The 18,462-nt window shown below is 67.1% G+C and carries 16 protein-coding genes; 2 read left to right on the top strand and 14 right to left on the bottom strand.

All coding sequences use genetic code 11. From position 1 onward, the window contains the following. Positions 1–12 precede the first annotated feature (12 nt). The 9 genes from ACAG24_RS27310 to ACAG24_RS27270 form a co-directional block, all read right to left on the bottom strand. The gene (locus ACAG24_RS27310) at positions 13–2,376 is read right to left on the bottom strand and encodes a xanthine dehydrogenase family protein molybdopterin-binding subunit (RefSeq protein WP_370475857.1); all 2,364 of its coding nucleotides are present in this window, start codon (positions 2,374–2,376) and stop codon (positions 13–15) included. Further along, positions 2,373–2,885, bottom strand: coding sequence for a (2Fe-2S)-binding protein (locus ACAG24_RS27305; protein WP_370475856.1), 513 nt, complete (start codon positions 2,883–2,885; stop codon positions 2,373–2,375). The genes ACAG24_RS27310 and ACAG24_RS27305 overlap by 4 nt, the downstream gene beginning before the upstream one ends. After that, the gene (locus ACAG24_RS27300) at positions 2,882–5,326 is read right to left on the bottom strand and encodes a xanthine dehydrogenase family protein molybdopterin-binding subunit (protein WP_370475855.1); all 2,445 of its coding nucleotides are present in this window, start codon (positions 5,324–5,326) and stop codon (positions 2,882–2,884) included. Before ACAG24_RS27300 ends, ACAG24_RS27305 begins: the two co-directional genes overlap by 4 nt. Next, on the bottom strand, positions 5,326–6,192 hold the full coding sequence (locus ACAG24_RS27295) for an FAD binding domain-containing protein (protein ID WP_370475854.1): 867 nt from the start codon (positions 6,190–6,192) through the stop codon (positions 5,326–5,328). Before ACAG24_RS27295 ends, ACAG24_RS27300 begins: the two co-directional genes overlap by 1 nt. Beyond that, the gene (locus ACAG24_RS27290; RefSeq protein WP_370475853.1) at positions 6,189–7,076 is read right to left on the bottom strand and encodes a nitrilase-related carbon-nitrogen hydrolase; all 888 of its coding nucleotides are present in this window, start codon (positions 7,074–7,076) and stop codon (positions 6,189–6,191) included. Before ACAG24_RS27290 ends, ACAG24_RS27295 begins: the two co-directional genes overlap by 4 nt. 57 nt (positions 7,077–7,133) lie before the next feature. Then, positions 7,134–7,859, bottom strand: a complete 726-nt coding sequence (locus tag ACAG24_RS27285) for a cupin domain-containing protein (protein ID WP_370475852.1) — start codon at positions 7,857–7,859, stop codon at positions 7,134–7,136. A 228-nt stretch (positions 7,860–8,087) separates the two neighbouring features. Beyond that, a complete protein-coding gene (locus tag ACAG24_RS27280; protein WP_370475851.1) occupies positions 8,088–9,080 on the bottom strand; it encodes an aromatic ring-hydroxylating dioxygenase subunit alpha in 993 nt (330 codons plus the stop codon). Between the two features lie 297 nt (positions 9,081–9,377). Then, positions 9,378–10,088 carry an HAD family hydrolase gene (locus ACAG24_RS27275; RefSeq protein ID WP_370475850.1) on the bottom strand — a complete coding sequence of 237 codons (711 nt, stop codon included), beginning with the start codon at positions 10,086–10,088 and terminating at the stop codon, positions 9,378–9,380. After that, complete coding sequence (locus ACAG24_RS27270; protein WP_370475849.1) at positions 10,085–12,079, bottom strand: acetoacetate--CoA ligase; 1,995 nt, start codon at positions 12,077–12,079, stop codon at positions 10,085–10,087. Before ACAG24_RS27270 ends, ACAG24_RS27275 begins: the two co-directional genes overlap by 4 nt. Before the next feature lie 353 nt (positions 12,080–12,432). Between ACAG24_RS27270 and ACAG24_RS27265 the strand changes: the two genes are divergently transcribed. Both ACAG24_RS27265 and ACAG24_RS27260 read left to right on the top strand, forming a co-directional pair. Then, entirely contained in the window at positions 12,433–13,251 is an 819-nt protein-coding gene (locus tag ACAG24_RS27265) for a cupin domain-containing protein (RefSeq protein WP_370475848.1), read from the top strand. Positions 13,252–13,256: 5 nt separating this feature from the next. Next, positions 13,257–14,390, top strand: coding sequence for an XdhC family protein (locus ACAG24_RS27260; protein WP_370475847.1), 1,134 nt, complete (start codon positions 13,257–13,259; stop codon positions 14,388–14,390). Here ACAG24_RS27260 and ACAG24_RS27255 read toward each other — a convergent pair. Genes ACAG24_RS27255 through ACAG24_RS27235 form a run of 5 tightly spaced genes read right to left on the bottom strand, consistent with a single transcriptional unit; the run spans position 14,366 to position 18,435 of the window. Beyond that, positions 14,366–15,046: an SRPBCC family protein gene (locus tag ACAG24_RS27255; RefSeq protein ID WP_370475846.1), complete on the bottom strand. Its 681-nt coding sequence runs from the start codon at positions 15,044–15,046 to the stop codon at positions 14,366–14,368. The genes ACAG24_RS27260 and ACAG24_RS27255 overlap by 25 nt on opposite strands. Before the next feature lie 34 nt (positions 15,047–15,080). Beyond that, complete coding sequence (locus ACAG24_RS27250; RefSeq protein WP_370475845.1) at positions 15,081–15,791, bottom strand: ABC transporter ATP-binding protein; 711 nt, start codon at positions 15,789–15,791, stop codon at positions 15,081–15,083. Next, a complete protein-coding gene (locus ACAG24_RS27245; protein WP_370475844.1) occupies positions 15,781–16,566 on the bottom strand; it encodes an ABC transporter ATP-binding protein in 786 nt (261 codons plus the stop codon). The genes ACAG24_RS27250 and ACAG24_RS27245 overlap by 11 nt, the downstream gene beginning before the upstream one ends. After that, positions 16,550–17,578: a branched-chain amino acid ABC transporter permease gene (locus tag ACAG24_RS27240; RefSeq protein ID WP_370475843.1), complete on the bottom strand. Its 1,029-nt coding sequence runs from the start codon at positions 17,576–17,578 to the stop codon at positions 16,550–16,552. Before ACAG24_RS27240 ends, ACAG24_RS27245 begins: the two co-directional genes overlap by 17 nt. Continuing rightward, positions 17,575–18,435 carry a branched-chain amino acid ABC transporter permease gene (locus ACAG24_RS27235; protein ID WP_370475842.1) on the bottom strand — a complete coding sequence of 287 codons (861 nt, stop codon included), beginning with the start codon at positions 18,433–18,435 and terminating at the stop codon, positions 17,575–17,577. Before ACAG24_RS27235 ends, ACAG24_RS27240 begins: the two co-directional genes overlap by 4 nt. Positions 18,436–18,462 lie beyond the last annotated feature (27 nt).

Raw genomic sequence — 18,462 nt, 5'->3', positions numbered from 1 at the left:
TTGAACTAGATTCTATGTCACTGAAATTGATTTGACCAGACGGCGGAGGAGGTCGGGTCGGATCGGTACGGCGACAATGGAATCCGGGATACGAAGAGCATCGTCGACGGCCGAGGCGATCGCGGCGGCCACTGCCGTCGTACCACCCTCGCCGGCCCCTTTGACGCCCAGAGGATTGATCGGACTGGGAGCATCCTCGGTCACCAGCGTCTCGACGTCGGGTACCTCGAGCACCGTCGGAATCAGGTAGTCCATGAACGTGGTGCACTGCGGAGTGCCGTCCTCGCCGTACAGGAACTCCTCATAGACCGCGCCACCGATGCCCTGCGCCACCCCGCCGGCTATCTGCCCTTCGACGAGAGTCGGATTCAGCGCACGTCCCACGTCGTAGCCGACGATGAAGCGCTCGATGCGGAGGTTGCCCGTTCCCGGGTCGATGGACACCAGAGCGGCGTGCAGCCCGTAGGGGTAGGTCATGTGATCGGATCGGAACCAGCCGTCCGCAGACAGACCCGGATCCTCCTTCATCTCGCCGGCGCCGACGGGTTCGAGCAACCGTGCCACCTCCCCCAGGGTCAAGGTGCGCGACGGATCGGCCACGACGGCCACCGCACCATCGCGGATCGCCACCTCCTCGGTGCTGACCTTGAACTGGTGCGCACCTACCCGAAGAGCCTTCTCCGCCAGCGCATCCGCGGCATGCTTGGCCGCCGAGCCCGCCATCACGGCCAACCTCGTCGCGAAGGCGCCCCGCCCATATTCGAACTGATCGGTGCGGCCGCGCACCACTCGGATCGAATCATGCGGGATCTGCAGTCGCTCGGCGACGACCTGCGCCAACACGGTGTCGACGCCCTGCCCGACCGACGACGCCCCGCAGCTGATCGTGACTTTCCCGCTCCCGTCGACCGATACCCGCGCACCCTCGAACGGGCCGATGCCACTCTTCTCGACGAAGAACCCGAACCCGAATCCGACGAGTTCGCCTGCGGCGCGCCGGTTCTCGACCTCGACACGTATCTTTGCGAAGTCGTACCGCTCGGACACCTTGGTCAGCAGCAGCTCGTAGTTACCGGAGTCGTGGACCAGATGTGTGCCCATCGCCTGGATCGGCCGCTCGTAGGGCATCTTCTCGACCGGGATGAAATTGGTGCGGCGGATGTCCGAGGGGTCGAGATGAAGCTCCCTGGCGATCTTGTCGACGAGCCGTTCCCGAGCGAAGGTCCCCTCGTAGCGGCCCGGTGACCGGTAGGTGCCCGCCGGGGTCTTGTTGGTGAGGCGCACATGCGCCGTCGCCCGGAAGTGTGGGATCACGTAGGGCCCCGGCAACATGGAGGCGGTCAGCGAGGCCACCGTCGCACCGTGCGTGCGCACGTAGGCGCCCTGGTCGAGGATGAAGTCGGCGTCGAGGGCCTCGATCCACCCATCCGAGACTCGCACGAGCGCTCGCAACCGATGATGTTGGCCGCGTGAGTGATTCGTGGCCACCAGGTGCTCCTGGCGATCCTCGATCCACTTCACGGGGCGTCTCAGGCGCATCGCGGCGATGGTGACGAGAACGTCCTCCGGGTAGAGCTCGCCGCGCGGGCCGAATCCACCGCCCACATGGGTCTCGCGGACCAGCACCTGATGCGGAGGGAGGCCCGCGATGGCGGCGATCGCCTCGCGGTTCCAGAACGGGACCTTGGCGGCCCCGTCGACCACCAGCAGCTGCTCGGTCTCGTCGAACCGGGCCACCAGCCCGCGACACTCCATCGGCACGCCAGTGTGGCGCCCGATCCGGGCGTCCATCTCGACGATGCGGTGCGTACCGGTGGCGACCAGTTGCTCGGCCGAGGCGAAGGCGGAGTCGACGTCGCCGTACTCCTCGACGAAACACGTTGCCTCGGAGTCCTGTGCAGGGAGCTCTTCTCCCGTTCCGGCCGCCCAGGTGGCCTGCTCGCCGTCGACCCATCCGATGGGGTCGAGGTCGGCGTCGGTCCGGGCATCGAGCGCCTCGATCTCGATCTCGACGAGTTCCGCGGCGTCCTCTGCGAGGTAGGCCGATGTGGCGAACACGACCGCGACCGGCTCCCCCACGTAACGCACGAAGCGCCGGGCGAGCACCGGCTGGCGGTAGGGCAGCAATTCATCGCGGGGGGTGAGCCGGAACGCGATGGCGGGCAGGGTGGCGATGTCGTCGTAGGCCCATGCCGCCACGACCCCGTCGAGCAGCAGTGCCGCCGACACGTCCACCGACACCACCCGCCCGTGGGCGATGGGCGACCGGACCACCCGCATGTGCAGTTCGCCGGCGTGTGTCGTGTCCGCGGCGAATCGGCCCGCTCCGCGGAGCAGCACCGGGTCTTCGATGCGCCTGGCGCGGGCACCGATCATGTCGTGATCTCGGCAGGGGTCGATCCGGGTTCCGGTTCGTCGCCACGCATGACGCGCTGGGCGCACAGCGTGGACTTGAGGATGTTCTGGTAACCGGTGCAGCGGCACAGGTTGGAGGACAGCATCTCGCGCAGCTCGTCCTCCTCGGCGTCGGGATGCTCCTCGAGGTAGCCCGCGATCAAGGTCAGGAACCCGGGTGTGCAGAAACCGCACTGCAATCCGTGGTTGTCCCAGAAGGCCTGCTGCACGGGATGCAGCGTGGTGTCGTCGGGGGCTAGGCCCTCCACGGTGCGGATGGACGCCCCTTCGGCCTGGACCGCGAACATCAGGCAGGCCCGGATCGGCTGACCGTCCAGCAGGACGGTGCAGGCCCCGCACACGCCGTGTTCGCAACCCAGATGCGTTCCGGTCAGCCCGCAGTCGTCGCGCAGCGCATCGGCCAACGTGCGCCGCGGTTCGACATCGATGTCGTAACGGTCGCCGTTGACATAGAGGCGAAGTGAGGTCATCGGGGAATCTCCTGCCGGTGGACGAAATCCGAGGGATGTGGGGCCGGTGAGATGTCGCGGCCCTCACGGATCGCCGAGCGGATCCGGTGGGGCGTCGCCGGAAGGTGGAACACCCCGACGCCGAGCGGGCTCAGCGCATCGCTGATGGCGTTGGCGATCGCGGCGGGCGCCCCGATGGTCCCGCCCTCGCCGACGCCCTTGGCGCCGGTGAGCGACGCGGGCGACATGGTGTAGATGTGGGCGATCTCGATGTCGGGCACCTCGGCGACGGTCGGAGGCAGGAAGTCCATCAGCGATGTGGTCACGAGGACGCCCCGGTCGTCGTAGATGAGTTCCTCGAACAACGCATTTGCGATTCCCTGCACGACACCGCCGTGGATCTGGCCGTCGACGATCGCCGGGTTGATCAGCTTCCCCGCGTCCTCGGCGACGAGGAATCGGGTGATCTCCACCCGTCCGGTCAGCGGGTCCACCTCGACTTCTGCGACATGGCACGCGTTGGCAAACGTTCCCGACGGGTCATAGGTCCCTACGCTCTCCAGCGCAGGTTCGCCCTTGTCCGGGATCAGGTGGCTGGAATGGTATGTGTCGCGGGCGATCACCGCGAGGTCGACGGCTTCATCCCCGCCCTGCAGCCTGGCCTTGCCGCCGTCGAGGACGATGTCGTCGGGCAGCCCGCCGAGCCGGTCGGCGGCCAGGCCGCGGATCCGCTCGGCAAGATCCTTGGCGGCCAGCAGGGACGCGCCACCCGCGATGACCATCGCCCGGCTGGCGTAGCTGCCCCATCCGTACGGGGTGGCGTCGGTGTCGCTGGAGATCACCCGGACCTGGTCGGGACGCATGCCGAGCTCGTCGCAGACCACCTGCGCCAGTGTCGTTTTCAGACCCTGCCCATGGGGCGAGGCCCCGATGCGCAGCGTCAGTCCGCCCGACGGGTCCATCGTGAGGACGACGCGTTCGAAGCCTGGTGTGATGACGGGGGCCTGCGTCGTGGGCTCGAGCGCGAACGGACGCGACCGTGCCGCGAAGGCCGGGGTGCCGTAGCCGGTGCGCTCTGCGAAGCAAGAGAATCCGATGCCGAGGTAACGCCCCTGCTTGAGGGCCTCGGCCTGGCGCACCGCAAAGCCGTCCAGGTCGGCGAGTTGGGCTGCCGCCGAGAGTGTTTCGCGGTGCGATGCCAGATCGAGCACCAAGCCTGTCGGCGCACGGTGCGGGAATTCCGAGACGAGGTTCCTGTCGCGGATCGCGACCTTGTCCAGCCCGAGCTGGTCGGCGGCACGGTCCATGAGCCGTTCCATCGCCAACACCTGCATGGGTCTGGACACGCCGCGATACGGGGCTATCGGGCACTTGTTCGTGGCGACCGCCCGCGAGCGGACGTCGTACTCCGACACCTTGTAGGGCCCGGGAAGCTCGGCGAGCGCCATCAGCGGCTCCACCGCCCACGTGACCGGATAACAGCAGTATGCGCCGACGTCGCAGATCAAATCTCCACGCAGAGCCAGCAATTCACCCTCGGCCGTGAAGGCGCCTTCGATGTCGTAGACCTGCTCGCGGCTGTGCCAGGCGGCCATGAAGTTCTCTTCCCTGGTCTCTATCCAGGCAAGGTCGCGACGCAGGTGACGGGACGCCCAGACGAGTGCGACGTCCTCTCTGGCCAGCGTCATCTTCGCCCCGAAGCCGCCGCCGACGTCGGGCGCCACGACGCGCAGGCGGTCCTCGGCGATCCCTAGGCAATCGGCGATGCCGGTGCGGGTGACGTGAGGCATCTGCAACGTGGCGTGCAAGGTGGTGCGTCCGCTGGTCCGGTCATACGCGGCGTGGGCGGCCCTGGCCTCCAGAGGCATCGCGCTCTGACGTCCCGAGCTGACCCGCACCGAGACGATCGCATCGGCCGACGCGAAGGCGTCCTGCGCCCCCGGGGTCGTGATGCGGCCGTCGACCATCGTGTTGGGCGCGTTCTGGTGGTCGGCGGGGACGCAGTCGTGCACGAGCGGCGAGCCGTCGGACAGCGCCGACACGGCGGAGAGAACCGCGGGCAGCGGTTCGATCTCGACGTCGACGAGCTCGGCGGCGTCCTCCGCGGCGGCCTCGGTGTCGGCGACCACGAACGCGATCGGATCGCCGACGAACCGCACCACGCCGGTCGCGAGAATGGGCGTGCCCACCTCGACGAAGTCGGGCCGGTGCAGTGCCGCGCGGATGGGTTGCACGGCCTCCAGATCACTCGCGGTGAACACGGTGACACCCGCCGGCGCGCTGACGGACACGATCCGTCCGGATGCCACCGTGCTGCGGATGAACCGCACGTGCGAACACGCCGCATTGCGGGAGGCGATGTCGGCGACGTAATTGCCCCAGCCCCGGACGATGGCGGGGTCTTCGAGCCGGGGCAGCGCGCGCCCGGTCCAGGTGGTGGGTTCACTCGGTGCGACGGACATCAGGCCCCGACCGTCGTCGCCCTGCCCAGTGCCCGCGGAAGGAGGGCACGCACGAGGTCCCGGCGGTACGCCGAGTCACCGTGGGTGTCGGTGGGCGGGTCGACCTCGTCGGCGGCCGCCTCGGCAGCGGCCACCAGCAGGTCGTCGGACAGCTCCTCGCCCACCAGGGCCTGCTCGGCGGCCGCACTACGGAACGGCACCTCGCTGACACCACCGAGGCTGACCCGCGCCTCACGGACGGTGCCGTCCACGACGCTGATCGCGGCGGTGGTGGTGACGATGCCGAAATCTCCTGCGCGTCTAGCGAATTCCGCTATGCCCGCGTGCCAGGTGTCGTCGAGCGCAGGCAAGGAGACCCTCAGCAGGATCTCGTCGGGCTCCAGCGCGGTCGTGAAGATGGATCGGAAGAAGTCCGCTCCGGCGATCGTCCTCTCGCCGCGGGCCTGGCTCACCGCGGTCATCTCGGCGTCGAGCAACGATGCGACCAGACACCACTCCGACGCCGCATCGCAGTGGGCGATCGAGCCGCCGAAGGTGCCGCGGGTCCGGATCGGTAGATGCCCCACGTAGGCAGCCGCTTTTCGCAGCAGGGAACCCAGGGGCCCCGGCACCGAGTTGTTCTGCACCTGGATGTGTCGGGTCCTGGTTCCGATGACGACGCGGTCGCTAACGGTCTGGATACCGGTCAGCCCCGGGATGCGGTTGATGTCGACGAGTTGCGCCGGGCTCGCGAGGCGGAAGTTCATCATCGGAACGAGACTCTGGCCGCCCGCCAGCACCTTGCTGTCGTCGGGGTCGGCGGCCAGCAGGGCCAGCGCTTCCGGCAGGGTGGCGGGTGCGTGGTAGTCGAAGGACCGCGGTTTCACCAGGCATCTCCTCCATAGGTCAAGGCGTAGACATCGGTACGCCGGTCCTCACGCGGCCGTATCCGTTCGCCGCGTACACGCGAGGCGCGCACCGCGTCCAGATCGACCTCGATCAGTGCGCAATCGGCGGCCGTGCGCGACAGCGGACCGGCCAGCAGTTCACCGTAGGCGTCGCAGGCCACCGATCCCCCGAGCGTCGCGGGGCCGCCCCGTGCCGCACCGGCGACCTGCGACACCGCGACGACGGCCACCTGATCCAGGTTGGCTTGTGCGAGAACAGAATCGACGTGCCGGGTGCTGCCGGTGGCAGGCACCGTGCGGTCGAAACCGCCGACCCACGCAGCGGGCGCGAGGACCAGCTCGGCGCCGCGCAGCGACATGGCCCGCAGCACCTCGACGAACCTCAGGTCGTAGCAGATGCAGACACCGATCCGGCCGACGGCCGTGTCAGCGACCGGAAGGCCGAGATCCCCTGGTGCATATGCGGTTTTCTCCAGGTCGAACAGATGCAGTTTGCGGTAGTGCAGCACGGGCCCAGAGCCATCGACGACTACAACAGTGTTGAACAGATCGTCGCCGGCCAGCTCACAGAACCCGTAGGCCACCAGGGAATCGAACTCGCGCGCCACAGCGATGAATTCGGCGGCGGTGGGTCCGTCGACGGGTTCGGCGACCTCGCGGGCGAGACCGGGGTCGACCACATATCCGCTGATCGCGAGTTCAGGGAGAACGACCAGATCGGCGCCGGCCGTGAACGCGGCGCGGGTTCGGTTCAGTGCGGTCTCGCGGTTCAGGTCGACAGCACCGACAGAGACGTCGATCTGTTCCAGGGCGACGGTGAGCGTCGGTTCACCGCGCCCAGACCGCGTCCGTTCGTCCGTCACTCCACGAGCGTAACATTCAATACAGTCGAAAGCATTAAGTGGAGTTGAAAGACCGCATCAGCTCTCGTCGACGTTCACCCACACCGCGACGGCACGTTCGTCGCCGGTGTTGGCGATGCGGTGCGGGCGCTCCGAGGAGTAGGCGATCACGTCGCCGGGCTCCAGCACATGACTCTGCCCGTCGAGCTCGATGGTCAGCTGCCCGGAGATCAGCACACCGAACTCCCGGCCGTCGTGATGGGTGGCAGAAGGGCCGCTGGCGCCGCCCAGTTCGTATTCGTTGACCGCCAGCTCCAGACCCGCGGCGGCGTCGTTGTGTGCCACGCGGCGGGTGGTGCCCTCCCCCATTCGCACCACCGTCTGCTCGGCGAGCCTGGTCACCGGCGAACCGTCCGCACCGTCCTTGTGCGCGAACAGGTCGTACATGTGGACGCCGAGGGCCGACGCGACCGCCACCAGTGTGCCCACCGAGGCGGTCGACACACCCCGCTCCAGCATGCTCAGCATCGACACGCTCACCCCGGTGCGTTCCGCGACATCTCGGAGCGTCAGCTGCTGCCGGAGTCGCATGGCCCGGATCCGGGCGCCCACGAGCATCATGGTCTGTTCAGCCGCATCGGAATCGCGGTCGGGCGCCCCGGCGGTGGCCGCGGGTGTGTCGCCGTTGCGCTTGGGCGTCTTTCCCGGTGCCCGATTCTTGTCCGTCTTCGCTGTTTTCCCCACTCCTGTGGTCGCCGCGGCGGTGCGCCTACCGGCAGGTGCAGCAGTTCGCGAACGCGTCATGAGGGCTCTCCGATGGGCTTGTTGGGCGGAAAACTGTTTCAGCGTACGTGAACCACCCCGACTTGCATGCCATTCGATCGGGTGACACCCACCTGAAATCGTTGCCGATCGGGAGCCCCGCCATCGAAATACGCCGGCAGCAACGCACTGCCGGTCGATTTCGAGGACCAACCCGCCTCTCGGCTACCGCAAAACGCACAAACCGCACCTCCGCTGTCGCTCGGCGTCTCAGGCGCCGTAGGGGCCGAACGCCTCGACTTCGGCCAGCGCCGACAACCGCTGCCGGTACAGCAGACTCGCGGCGTCAGGCACCTTGATGTGGAGCTCTTCGCGCAACGAGTCCGGAAGCTTCTCGGGTCGTTGACTCTCCACGATGGTCCTGTCCTGCTTCATGATCGTCGTCGTGAAATCGCCGAACGTGCTGTCGGGTGCGTCCAGCGAATGGTTGCGCACGATGAACACGAAGAGTTCGGTCGTCGTCTCGGTGCGCGGCAGGGTGAACTGCGTGATGATCGTCTCGCGACCCGTCCCGATCTCGATCTTCTTCAGATGGATCGTGAAGGGCACCACCAACGTGTATTCGTAGCGGACCTTCTGGCTGCCGCCGGCACCGTAGAGGTCGCTGGGCTCTTCCTGTTCCAGCCAGTAATGCAGTCCGTTGTCTAGATTTTCGACCGTGTACGGGGCGATCTCGGCAGTGTCCTCGGTTCCGAGCAGCCCCTCGTGGACATAGGGGAAATGGGAGAAGTCCATGAAGTTCTCCACCGCACGAGCGGCGGAGGTGTTCCACACCGCGCGATAAGAGATGAAGGACTTCCACCCGGGCAGGCCGTAGATGTCGTTCGGGAACAGGGGTATCTCGTCACGCGGCTCCTCCATCGCCACCCAGACGAGACCGTATTTCTCGCGTACCCGGTAGGCCTGTGCCTTGGCAGACGACGGGATCGACGAGTCGACGGGGCGTGACGGGATCCGCACACACGCACCTGTGCGGTCGTATCGCCATCCGTGGTACGGGCACACGAGATTGCCGTTGCGCACCCAACCGAGGGACAGGGCCGCCCCTCGGTGGATGCAGAGGTCGCGGAAAGCGGCCACACCGAACTCATCGCGGAAGGCGACGACATAGTCGTCGAGCACCTCGAATCGCTTCGGTTGGTCGGTCACATCCTCGACGGTGGCGATGGGATGCCAGAAGGCGGCGAGTGCCTGCTGTGCCATGGGTTGAGCTCCGTTCAGCGGGAAAGGTCTGTGGGAAAGGGATCTGCGGGGTGGCCGGGCCTGCGTATCAGCCGCCAGTCCCCGCCGTCGATCAATCCACGGCGAAACAGCGCGAATCGCGGAACCACCCGCATCTCTCTCACCTCCCTGCACCACCGGTCTCAGCCTGCAGTGCTCCGGATCCGGAGAGCGCGAAGCCGGCAGCCCCCCGAGTTTCAGTGTGGTTACAGACAATCCGTCAGCGCGGGCCGAAAACACCGCGGAATTCAATTTCCTTGAATTTTAAGCGAGTGTGATCTACACCGCAACAGATCCGCCGAAACGAAGTTCGTCCAACGAACGGATCAGCCCGTACTCCTCGGGCGCGGGTCGCGCGGGTCCGTACCTGTCGAGCAGTACCGCGGGTAGGCCCGCGTTGAGTGCCCCCTCGATGTCGTTGAGCAGGGAGTCGCCGACCATGAGGCAACGTGCGGGGACTACTGACAATGCACGACAGGCGAATTCGAAGGCACGCCGGTCTGGTTTCGCGCCCGGGAGTTCCGACGAGGCGAACATGGGCAGCCCGAACCCGGCCAGGAAGGTCGCCTCGACCTTACGCCGCTGGTCCCTTGCGTCGCCGTTGGTCAGCAGACCCACGCGCAGGCCCGCGTGCACGGCGCGCCGAACCGCGCCCTCGGCATCAGGAAACGCCCGCCACGCACCGCGGTAGAGACGCCAGTACGCCTCGAACATGCCGTCGGCGTCCTCGTCGCTCAACTCCACGGGTCGCAGGATCTCGCGCACCCGGGCGCGACGCTGCTGGGTCTTGCTGAGTTCCCCCCGCTGATATCTGTCGTAGTAGTGCCGCTCGTGAAGCTGCCAGGCGGTGGCGAGTTCGTCGGCAGCCATGGTGAGGCCCGCCTGGACGGCCCAGGCCCGAAGCGCATCCTTGGCGGCGCCGCGGTGATCGAGCAGGGTGTCGTCGAGATCGAACAGCACCGCCTCGCACCCGACGGCGCGCGCGGTCACCTCTTCGACGCCAACGCGAGAAACGGCGTGATGGCGTCGGGGTCCTGCAGGGCCTCCTTGCTGACGGCCTTCTCCGGGTCCTTGCCCGCGAGGATCTTCTTCACCGGGACCTCGCACTTCTTGCCGCTGAGCGTCTTGGGAACGGCCGCGATCTCGATGAACTTGTCAGGGACGTGGCGTGGCGACAACTCCCGACGCAAAGCCGAACGCAATGCGGGTTCGAGAGCGGACAGTTCGGCGTCCTCGGTGAGAACGACGAAGCAGAGCAGTTCGCCTTCCGATTCGTCGCCCAGTTCGGTCGTGTCGATGACCAACGCCTCGACGACCTCGGCGAATCCCTCGACGACGGCGTAGAAGTCGGCGGTACCCATCCGGACGCCGCCTCGGTTCAACGTCGAATCCGAACGCCCCTGAATGACGAATGAACCCCGGTCGGTGGCGATCACCCAGTCGCCGTGGCGCCAGATCCCCGGGTAATCCTCGAAGTAGGCTGCGCGCAGGCGGGTGCCGTCGGGGTCGTTCCAGAACTTCACCGGCATGGACGGCATCGGCTGCGTCAGCACCAACTCCCCCACCTCGCCGTGAAGGTCGCGACCGTCCTCGTCGAATGAGTGCACGTCGGCGCCGAGGGCGGCGCAGGACAGTTCTCCGAGCCAGACGGGGACAGTGGGCGCAGCACCGAGAAACGCCGTGCACACGTCCGTGCCGCCGGAGATCGAGCAGATCTGGACGTGTCCTCCGACGTGCTCACCGATCCAGCGAAAACCGTTGACCGACAGCGGCGAACCCGTCGACCCCAAAGCGCGCATCGCGGACAGGTCGTAGGTGGCGCCCGGGCTGATTCCGGCATCCATGCAGGCATGGACGTAGGGCGCAGAGACCCCGAACAGCCGGACGCGGTGCTTTTCTGCCAGGGACCAGAGCGCGCCCAGGTCCGGATGGCCAGGGCTGCCGTCGAAGAGCACGACCGTCGCACCCACCAGCAGTCCACCCACGAGGAAGTTCCACATCATCCAGCCGGTGGTGGTGAACCAGAAGAACCGATCGCCCGGTCCGAGGTCGCTCTGCAGCCGCAATGCCTTCATGTGCTCCAGCACGATGCCGCCGTGCCCCTGCACGATCCCCTTGGGCAGGCCGGTGGTGCCCGACGAGTACAGGACCCAGAGCGGGTGGTCGAACGGCACCGGGTCGAATTCCAGCGTGCCCGTGCCGGAGACGAAGTCGGCCCAGCTGGTTGCACCGGGCAGTTCGGCCGCGGCGTCGAGGTACGGAACGAAGACCGTCGTCCGCACGGTCGGCAGCTGATCTTTCAATGCGGTGAGCCGCTCCCGGATGTCGAAGCTCTTACCCCCGTAGCAATAGCCGTCCACGGCCAGGAGCACACTCGGCTCGATCTGGACGAACCGGTCGAGTACCGCACGGGGTCCGAAGTCGGGTGAGCATGACGACCAGATCGCGCCCAGCGACGCGGCGGCCAGGAACATCACCAGTGTCTCGATGCTGTTGGGCGCCAGGGCGGCGACCGTGTCACCCCGGCCGACGCCGACCGCGATCAGGCCGGCGCGCGCCCGCCCGACCAGATCGCGGAGTTCGCCATAGCTGACGGAGCGTTCCAGGCCGTCCTCGCGGGCGAACTCGATGGCGGTGTCGTGATCATGTCTGCCGGGACCATCGGACAGTGCGTGCTCGGCATAGTTGAGCGTCGCCCCGGGAAACCACTGCGCGCCGGGCATCTCGGTACTGCCGAGGGTGCTCTGCGGAGGGTCGTGGAACATGACCTCCAGGAACCCGGCCGCTGCCGACCAGAAGCCCGCCGGGTCCCGCACGGACCAGGCGTGCAGGGCCGCGTAATCGACCTCATCGGCGATCTGAGTGTCGCGGCACATCGTGGCCCATCGCGCGAACCGGACGATGGCGGTGTCGTGGACATCACCGGGATCCGGGCGCCACAGCACCGTCGGCGCGGAACCCGGGGTGCTGGACGAGTCCATCGAGCGTTCTCCTTCGCGGCCGCAGCAGTGTCAAGTAAGTGGAACGGAACAGGATTCAATTTAAATGAACGGCCCGCGGTCCGGTAGCACGCCTCCCCGGAGAGGTCCGGACCACGGGTTGACAGATGCCGCGGGAGATGACAACCGCCGATTCCCGCAACCCGTCGGTGCGCGCGTCGACGGGGCCTCGTTCGGTCAACGCCGCCTTGGGATTTGGAGCGTCCTTCTGGCGTGGCCGACTCCGGAGGACTGAAGGCGGACGGGCAGGTTCAGCAGTCCTAGAAAATGTTTGATTGCGTTGAAATCAATGTTAGGCTTACATTGTGGCTGAACAGCGGAGGACGACTGCGGGAATGAGGGTCATTTCCCGCGACGAATGGGGACCCGACCAAGGGTTGCTCACGGGCGGCACGTGGCGCGAAATCGTCGGCCCTCGATCGGGTGCCGAGTGCCGCGGCCTCTACGACCTGCAGTTCGTCGACGACGGCGCCTCGCAGTCGCTCTGCCACTCCTCCGAGGCGGCCTACTACGTCGTTGGGGGCGCCGGCTCGGTCGTCCACGGAACGAGCGGAAGCCCGCAACGCCTTCTTCCCGGGTCGATGGTGCATGTTCGCCCCGGCACGCCCTATTACGTGGAGGCGTCGGCGGGAACACGCATCGTCGGCGGTCCCTGCCCCGTGCAGTCGTCGATCACCGGCGCTCCCGTCTCGCCCGCCGCCGCCACCGACACCTGGCCGGACATCGCCGTGCACCATCGCGACAACCCGGGTCTGCTGGTGCCTTTCATCTCCCAGGACGCGCGCCTGGTGATCTGGCTGGGCATCGGCGCCGTCGCCGCCAACATGAACTACGTCGTCCTTCAACCGGGCGAACGCAACAGAGAACACGTACACGCCTACTCCGAGGACACGATCCACATTCTCGAGGGCCGCGGCACGGCCGAGAACGTGACCACCGGCGAGAGGCTGCAATTCGGTCCGGGCGACACGATCCATATCGAGATCGGTTTCTGGCACGCGGTGGCGGCCGACCGAGGCGAGCGTGTGGTCAGCGTCGGAGGTCCCTGTCCCGCGGACGTCGACATGCTCCGTGCTGCCGGTGTCGACGTCGAAGAGATCGAATTGCCCCCGGGGACTTCGCTTCCGAGCGCCGGCGGCGTCTTTCGGCGCTGACCGCCGTGCGTGAGGTGCTCGACGACCTGACACGGCGGTGGGAGGCCGGCGAATCGGTCGGGATCGGCACCGTCGTCGCGACGTTCAGGTCGGCACCGCGTCCGCCGGGCGCCTCGATGCTCGTGGGGCCCGACGGCACCGCTGTCGGCTCGGTGTCGGGCGGTTGTGTCGAAGGTGCGGTGTACGACACGGCCCGTGACGTCGTCGCCTCGGGCGAGCCTGTCCTCGAGCGTTATGGCGTGTCCGACGACGACGCGTTCGCCGTCGGGCTGACGTGCGGGGGCATCCTCGACGTCTTCGTCGAGAAGGTGAATCGCGACTGCTTCCCCGAACTCGGCGAGCTCGCGGCCCTGGTGAGGGCCGATACTCCGGTGGCTCTGGCAACCGTGATCGCGCACCCCGAGCGCGCCCGCGTGGGTCGTCGGCTTATCCTGCCCACCGGTGCCGCGGCGATCGGCTCGCTGGGTTCCCGCCACGTCGACGACGCGGTGGCGGCCGACGCCGCAGGGCTGCTCGCGGCGGGTCGCAATGCGACGCTGACGTACGGTCCGGACGGCGAGCGCCGGGGTGAGGGCATGCAAATCTTCGTCTGGTCGTTCGCGCCCAAACCCCGGCTGCTCGTTTTCGGCGCAATCGATTTCGCTGCGGCGGTCGCGCGGGTGGGTAGCTTCTTGGGCTACCGCGTCACCGTGTGCGACGCCAGACCGGTGTTCGCGACCAGGGCCCGGTTCCCGGAAGCCGACGAGGTCGTCGTCGACTGGCCGCATCGCTACCTGGCCACGGAGCACCGTGTCGGACGCATCGACCCGCGCACGGTGATCACCGTCCTCACCCACGATCCGAAGTTCGACGTGCCCCTTCTCGACGTCGCATTACGCCTCCCCGACGTCGAGTACGTCGGAGCGATGGGCTCACGGCGGACCCACGACGACAGGCTCGTCCGGCTTCGCGAGGCCGGCCTCGGCGACGACGAACTCGCGCGGCTGTCGAGCCCGATCGGCCTCGACCTGGGAGCGCGCACGCCTGAGGAAACGGCGATCAGTATCGCGGCTCAGATCATCGCGGCCAGATGGGGAGGCACCGGTCATCCGCTCACCGACACGCGTGGGCCGATTCACCGTCCCGTGGATGCACGGTAAACGGCTTCGGCCCAGAAGATCTCGTCTGCGCGGCGGCGTCGTATGGTGTGGCGGCCGAACGCGAGCCAGCTGAGCACGAAGCCGATCAATGCCCCGGCAACAGCCTGCCCGTAACGCTCTTTGAGCACCGGACCGACACGAGGCTGAACGTCGATGTCCGCGCCGTCCGCCGCCGCGGCTTCGGGCACCGAACTGGTGGCGGTGGATGCGGGTGGGGCGAGCAGAGGCGCGATGTCGACCACGAACTGAGCGAGCAGGCGGTTACCGGCGTCGGCGAACGCGCCGCGACCGAACTGTGCTGTGCGCCCGTTGATGTCGAGGTCGGTGTCGATCAGAACCCGGGTTCGCGCCGGGGTGATGGCTTCCACCCAGGCGTGGATCGTCGCGTCGGCCTGCCCGTCGATCCCCCGGCTCGACGCTGCGATGACCGCATGCCGCGTGGCATCGTCTTTGTGGGTGAACCACATCGAGCCCTGGAAGCACGCGGTGACCGGACCCACCTTGATGCTGAGACCACCGACATACTCGTCACCGTCGACCCTGTCGAACGTCCCACCCGGCACGTGAGGGGCGATCCGTTCGACGTCGGTCAGCAGAGCCCACACCTGTTCGGGATCTGCGTCGATGACGAACTCGTGCTTCAACTGCATGGCCATGGCACCATCTTCCCCCGGGGACGGTGCCGGGGCCTCAGTGCGAGACGCCGAAGAAGAGCTCTTCGAGCGCGCCCTCTTCGAGCAGCGCGCCCGCGGCGACGGCCGGACCGAGTGTGCCGTCGGACATGAAGTGCACCTTGTCCACGGCCGGCAGGCAGATCCGCGGGTGTTCCTCGATGATCCACAACACACCTGTGCCCCTGTCGCGCAGGCGCTGGATGTCCGCGATGCGCTCGCGCACGATCAGAGGCGCCAGCCCGGTCGTGGGCTCGTCGAGCATCAGTAGCGACGGTGAACTGACCAGAGCACACGCGATCGCGAGCATCTGTCGTTCTCCGCCCGACAGCGTGGCAGCCGCCTGCTTGATGCGTTCGTTGAGACGGGGGAACTGTGTCAGAACCTCTTTCGTGATCGTCCGGGCTTCGGCGAGGCTTCCCCGGCACGAGACCTGGAGGTTCTCCTGCACCGAGAGCTCGGGAAACACGTTGCCCTGCTGGGGCACATAGCCGATCCCCAGTTCGGCGATGTGGTTCTGGGGAACAGTCGCGAGGTCTTTGCCGTCGAATCTCAGCGATCCACCCTGCACCGGCAGGGAGCGCGCGATGCACTTCATGAGCGAGGACTTACCCGCGCCGTTGGGCCCCACGACGGCGACGATCTCGCCGGCGGCAACGGTGAGGGTCGCATCGCGCACGACGGTCAACGGACCATAGCCGGTGCTCAACCCGTCAGTCTCAAGCAACATCGGATTCCTCTTCTCCGCCAAGGTAGATCCGCTTCACGTTCGGGTCGTTGCCGACCTGCTCCGGGGTGCCCGAAGCGATGACGGCACCGTGCTCGAGCACGTGCACCCTGGCCGCCAGCTCCAGCACGAAGCTCAGGTTGTGATCGATGACCAGGACGCCGATTCCGCGTCCCGCGATTCCGCGAATGATGCCGGACAGGGTGTCGATCTGGTTGACCGTCATCGCGGCGGCGGGCTCGTCGAGAAGCAGCATGCGCGGCGCAAGCGCGAGCTGCCGCAGGATCTCGACCAATTTGGCATCGCCGGGTGACAGGTCGCTCATCGCGCGATCGCCCAGGTGCGCCGCATCGGCTTGCGCGAGTTGGGCCCACGCCGCCTCGTTGGCCACCTGCCGCTTCCGTCGGTCCTTGCGCCAGTTGAGGAACGGCGACCACGGGTGGTCGAGCTCGGTGCCGGCCAGCGCCAAGGCGACGTTCTCGACGACGGTCATCGAGCTGAACCCGACCGGCGTCTGGAACGTCCGGACCAGCCCGGCGCGGGCCACCTTGTAGGCCGGCAGCCCGGTCAGGTCCTGCCCGTCGAAGACGACCTTGCCGGTGTACGGCGTCCCGAAGCCCGAGATGACGTTGAACAGCGTGGTCTTCCCGGCGCCGTTCGGTCCGATCAGCGCGGTGATCTCGGCGCTCGAGATCGTGATGGTGACATCCTGCAGCGCGCGGACGCCACCGAATGTCTTGTTCACATTGATCACCTCGAGGTCAGGCATTTCGGTCATGCGCGCTCCCGGTGAGAATCGGAGTGGAGGCAGTCGCCGTGTCGCCGACTCCCTGTGCCGGTTTCGGCGTTGGCCGGGTGTAACGCCGTCGCAGCCGGGCGAATGTTCCACCCTCGCTGAGCAATCCGTCCGGACGCCAGCGCAAGACGATGATCAGCAGCAGGCCGACGAGCATCGGGTGCGCCGCGGCATGCAGGTTGGCCAGCTCCGGCGGGACGTGGACCAACCTCACCATCTCGCTCACGCCGGTGAGCAGCAGGGCGCCGACGATCGGCCCGAACCGGCTGCCGAGACCACCGATCACCAGCCCGGCCCACAGCGTGAACGTCAGATGCGAGCTGAACACCGACGGCACCAGTGCACCGAGCATCCAGGCATACGCGGGCCCGACGAACAAACCGCACATCAGCCCGACCGTCGCGTAGGTGGACAGCCGGAGGGTCTTGATCTTCTTGCCCATGGCCATCGCCAGCGGTTCGTTGTCACGGGCCGCGCGGAGCGTCGCCCCGTAGGTGGACGTGGCGATCCGCGAGCAGACCAGCCAGACCACCGCGGTGAGCAGAACCGTCATCGCAAGACGCACATAGGGATAGCCGTCGATGGTGAACTGGAACTCGAAAGGCTTCACGATGGTGGTGAGACCGAAAGTGCCGCCGGTGATGTCACGCTGGATGACGATGATCTGGCGCAGAATCTCGGCGAACGCGAAGGTGGTGATGAGGAAGTACTCACCGCGCAGTCGCAACGCCGGCCACCCGATCACGATCGCCACCAGTCCGGTGATCAGTCCCGCGCCGAGCATGCCGACCGGCCAGGGCAGACCGAGGCCGGGCATCAGTGCGTCGGGTGCGGTGGTCAGCAGGACATAGGAGTACGCCCCGACACCGATGAGTCCCGCGATACCCAGGTCCCACATGCCGCCCCAGGCGGCCTCGAGGTTGAGCAGCTGTGCCGCCATTGCGAAGACGAAGGCCAGCGTGGCGATCGTCACGAGGAATTCGATGGAGATCATGCTGCGGCCTCCTTACGCGACTGGAACGAGAAGAGACCCTGCGGCCGGATCAGCAGGACGCCGATCAGGATGGCGAACGCGACGATCGGGCGGTAGGCGGTATCGATCACCAGCGCGCTCATGTCCATCACGATTCCGAGAACGAGCGCTGCTGCGATGACTCCGAGGATGTTGCCCGTGCCGCCCAGCACGGCGGCGGCCAGCACGAGAAGGATGTAGCCCCAACCGGATTCGGTGGACACCGAGCCCAGGATGCCGGTCATGATTCCCGCGACCGCGGCGAGTCCGCCGGAGATGGCCCACACCGTCGTGCTCACCCGCCCGATGGCCACACCGCGGATCTGGGCAAGTTCGCGGTTGGAGGCCACCGCGCGGATGTCGCGGCCGACCCCGGTCCGCCCCAACAGCAGCCACAGCCCGCCGATGACGACGACCGCGACGAGCAGCATGACGATCTCGCCGGGCGCGACGTTGAAAGGTCCGATGTGGCGGGCCGCGCCCAGTTCGACGGAGAAGACACGCAGATCGGTGCCGAAGACCGCGATCATCGTGCCGTAGGTCACGAATGCCAGGCCGACAGACGTGAAGAGCAGAACGTTGCCGCCGCGGTGCTTGACCGGATCGAAGAGCAGCTTGCCCGAGATCACCGCCAGGACAGAGGTGATGCCGACGGCGAACGCGATGCCGGCAACGAGGCCGAGCATCTCGCCGAGCGCGACGGCCAGGAGTGCGCCGAGGGCCATGAACTGCCCGTGCGCGATATGCAGGAATCGCTCGGTGTTACGTAGCAGCGCGAACCCCGACGTCGCGACTGCCAGCATGCTGCCGGTCAGTAACCCGAATAGCAGGTTGTCCAACGATTTACCTTTCCATCGGAGAGACGG

This window comes from Mycobacterium bulgaricum (genome assembly GCF_041287165.2).
In the GTDB taxonomy this organism is placed as follows: domain Bacteria; phylum Actinomycetota; class Actinomycetes; order Mycobacteriales; family Mycobacteriaceae; genus Mycobacterium; species Mycobacterium bulgaricum.
Note: the sequence above shows the minus strand (reverse complement) of the source record. Positions and strands in the feature narration are given on the sequence as shown.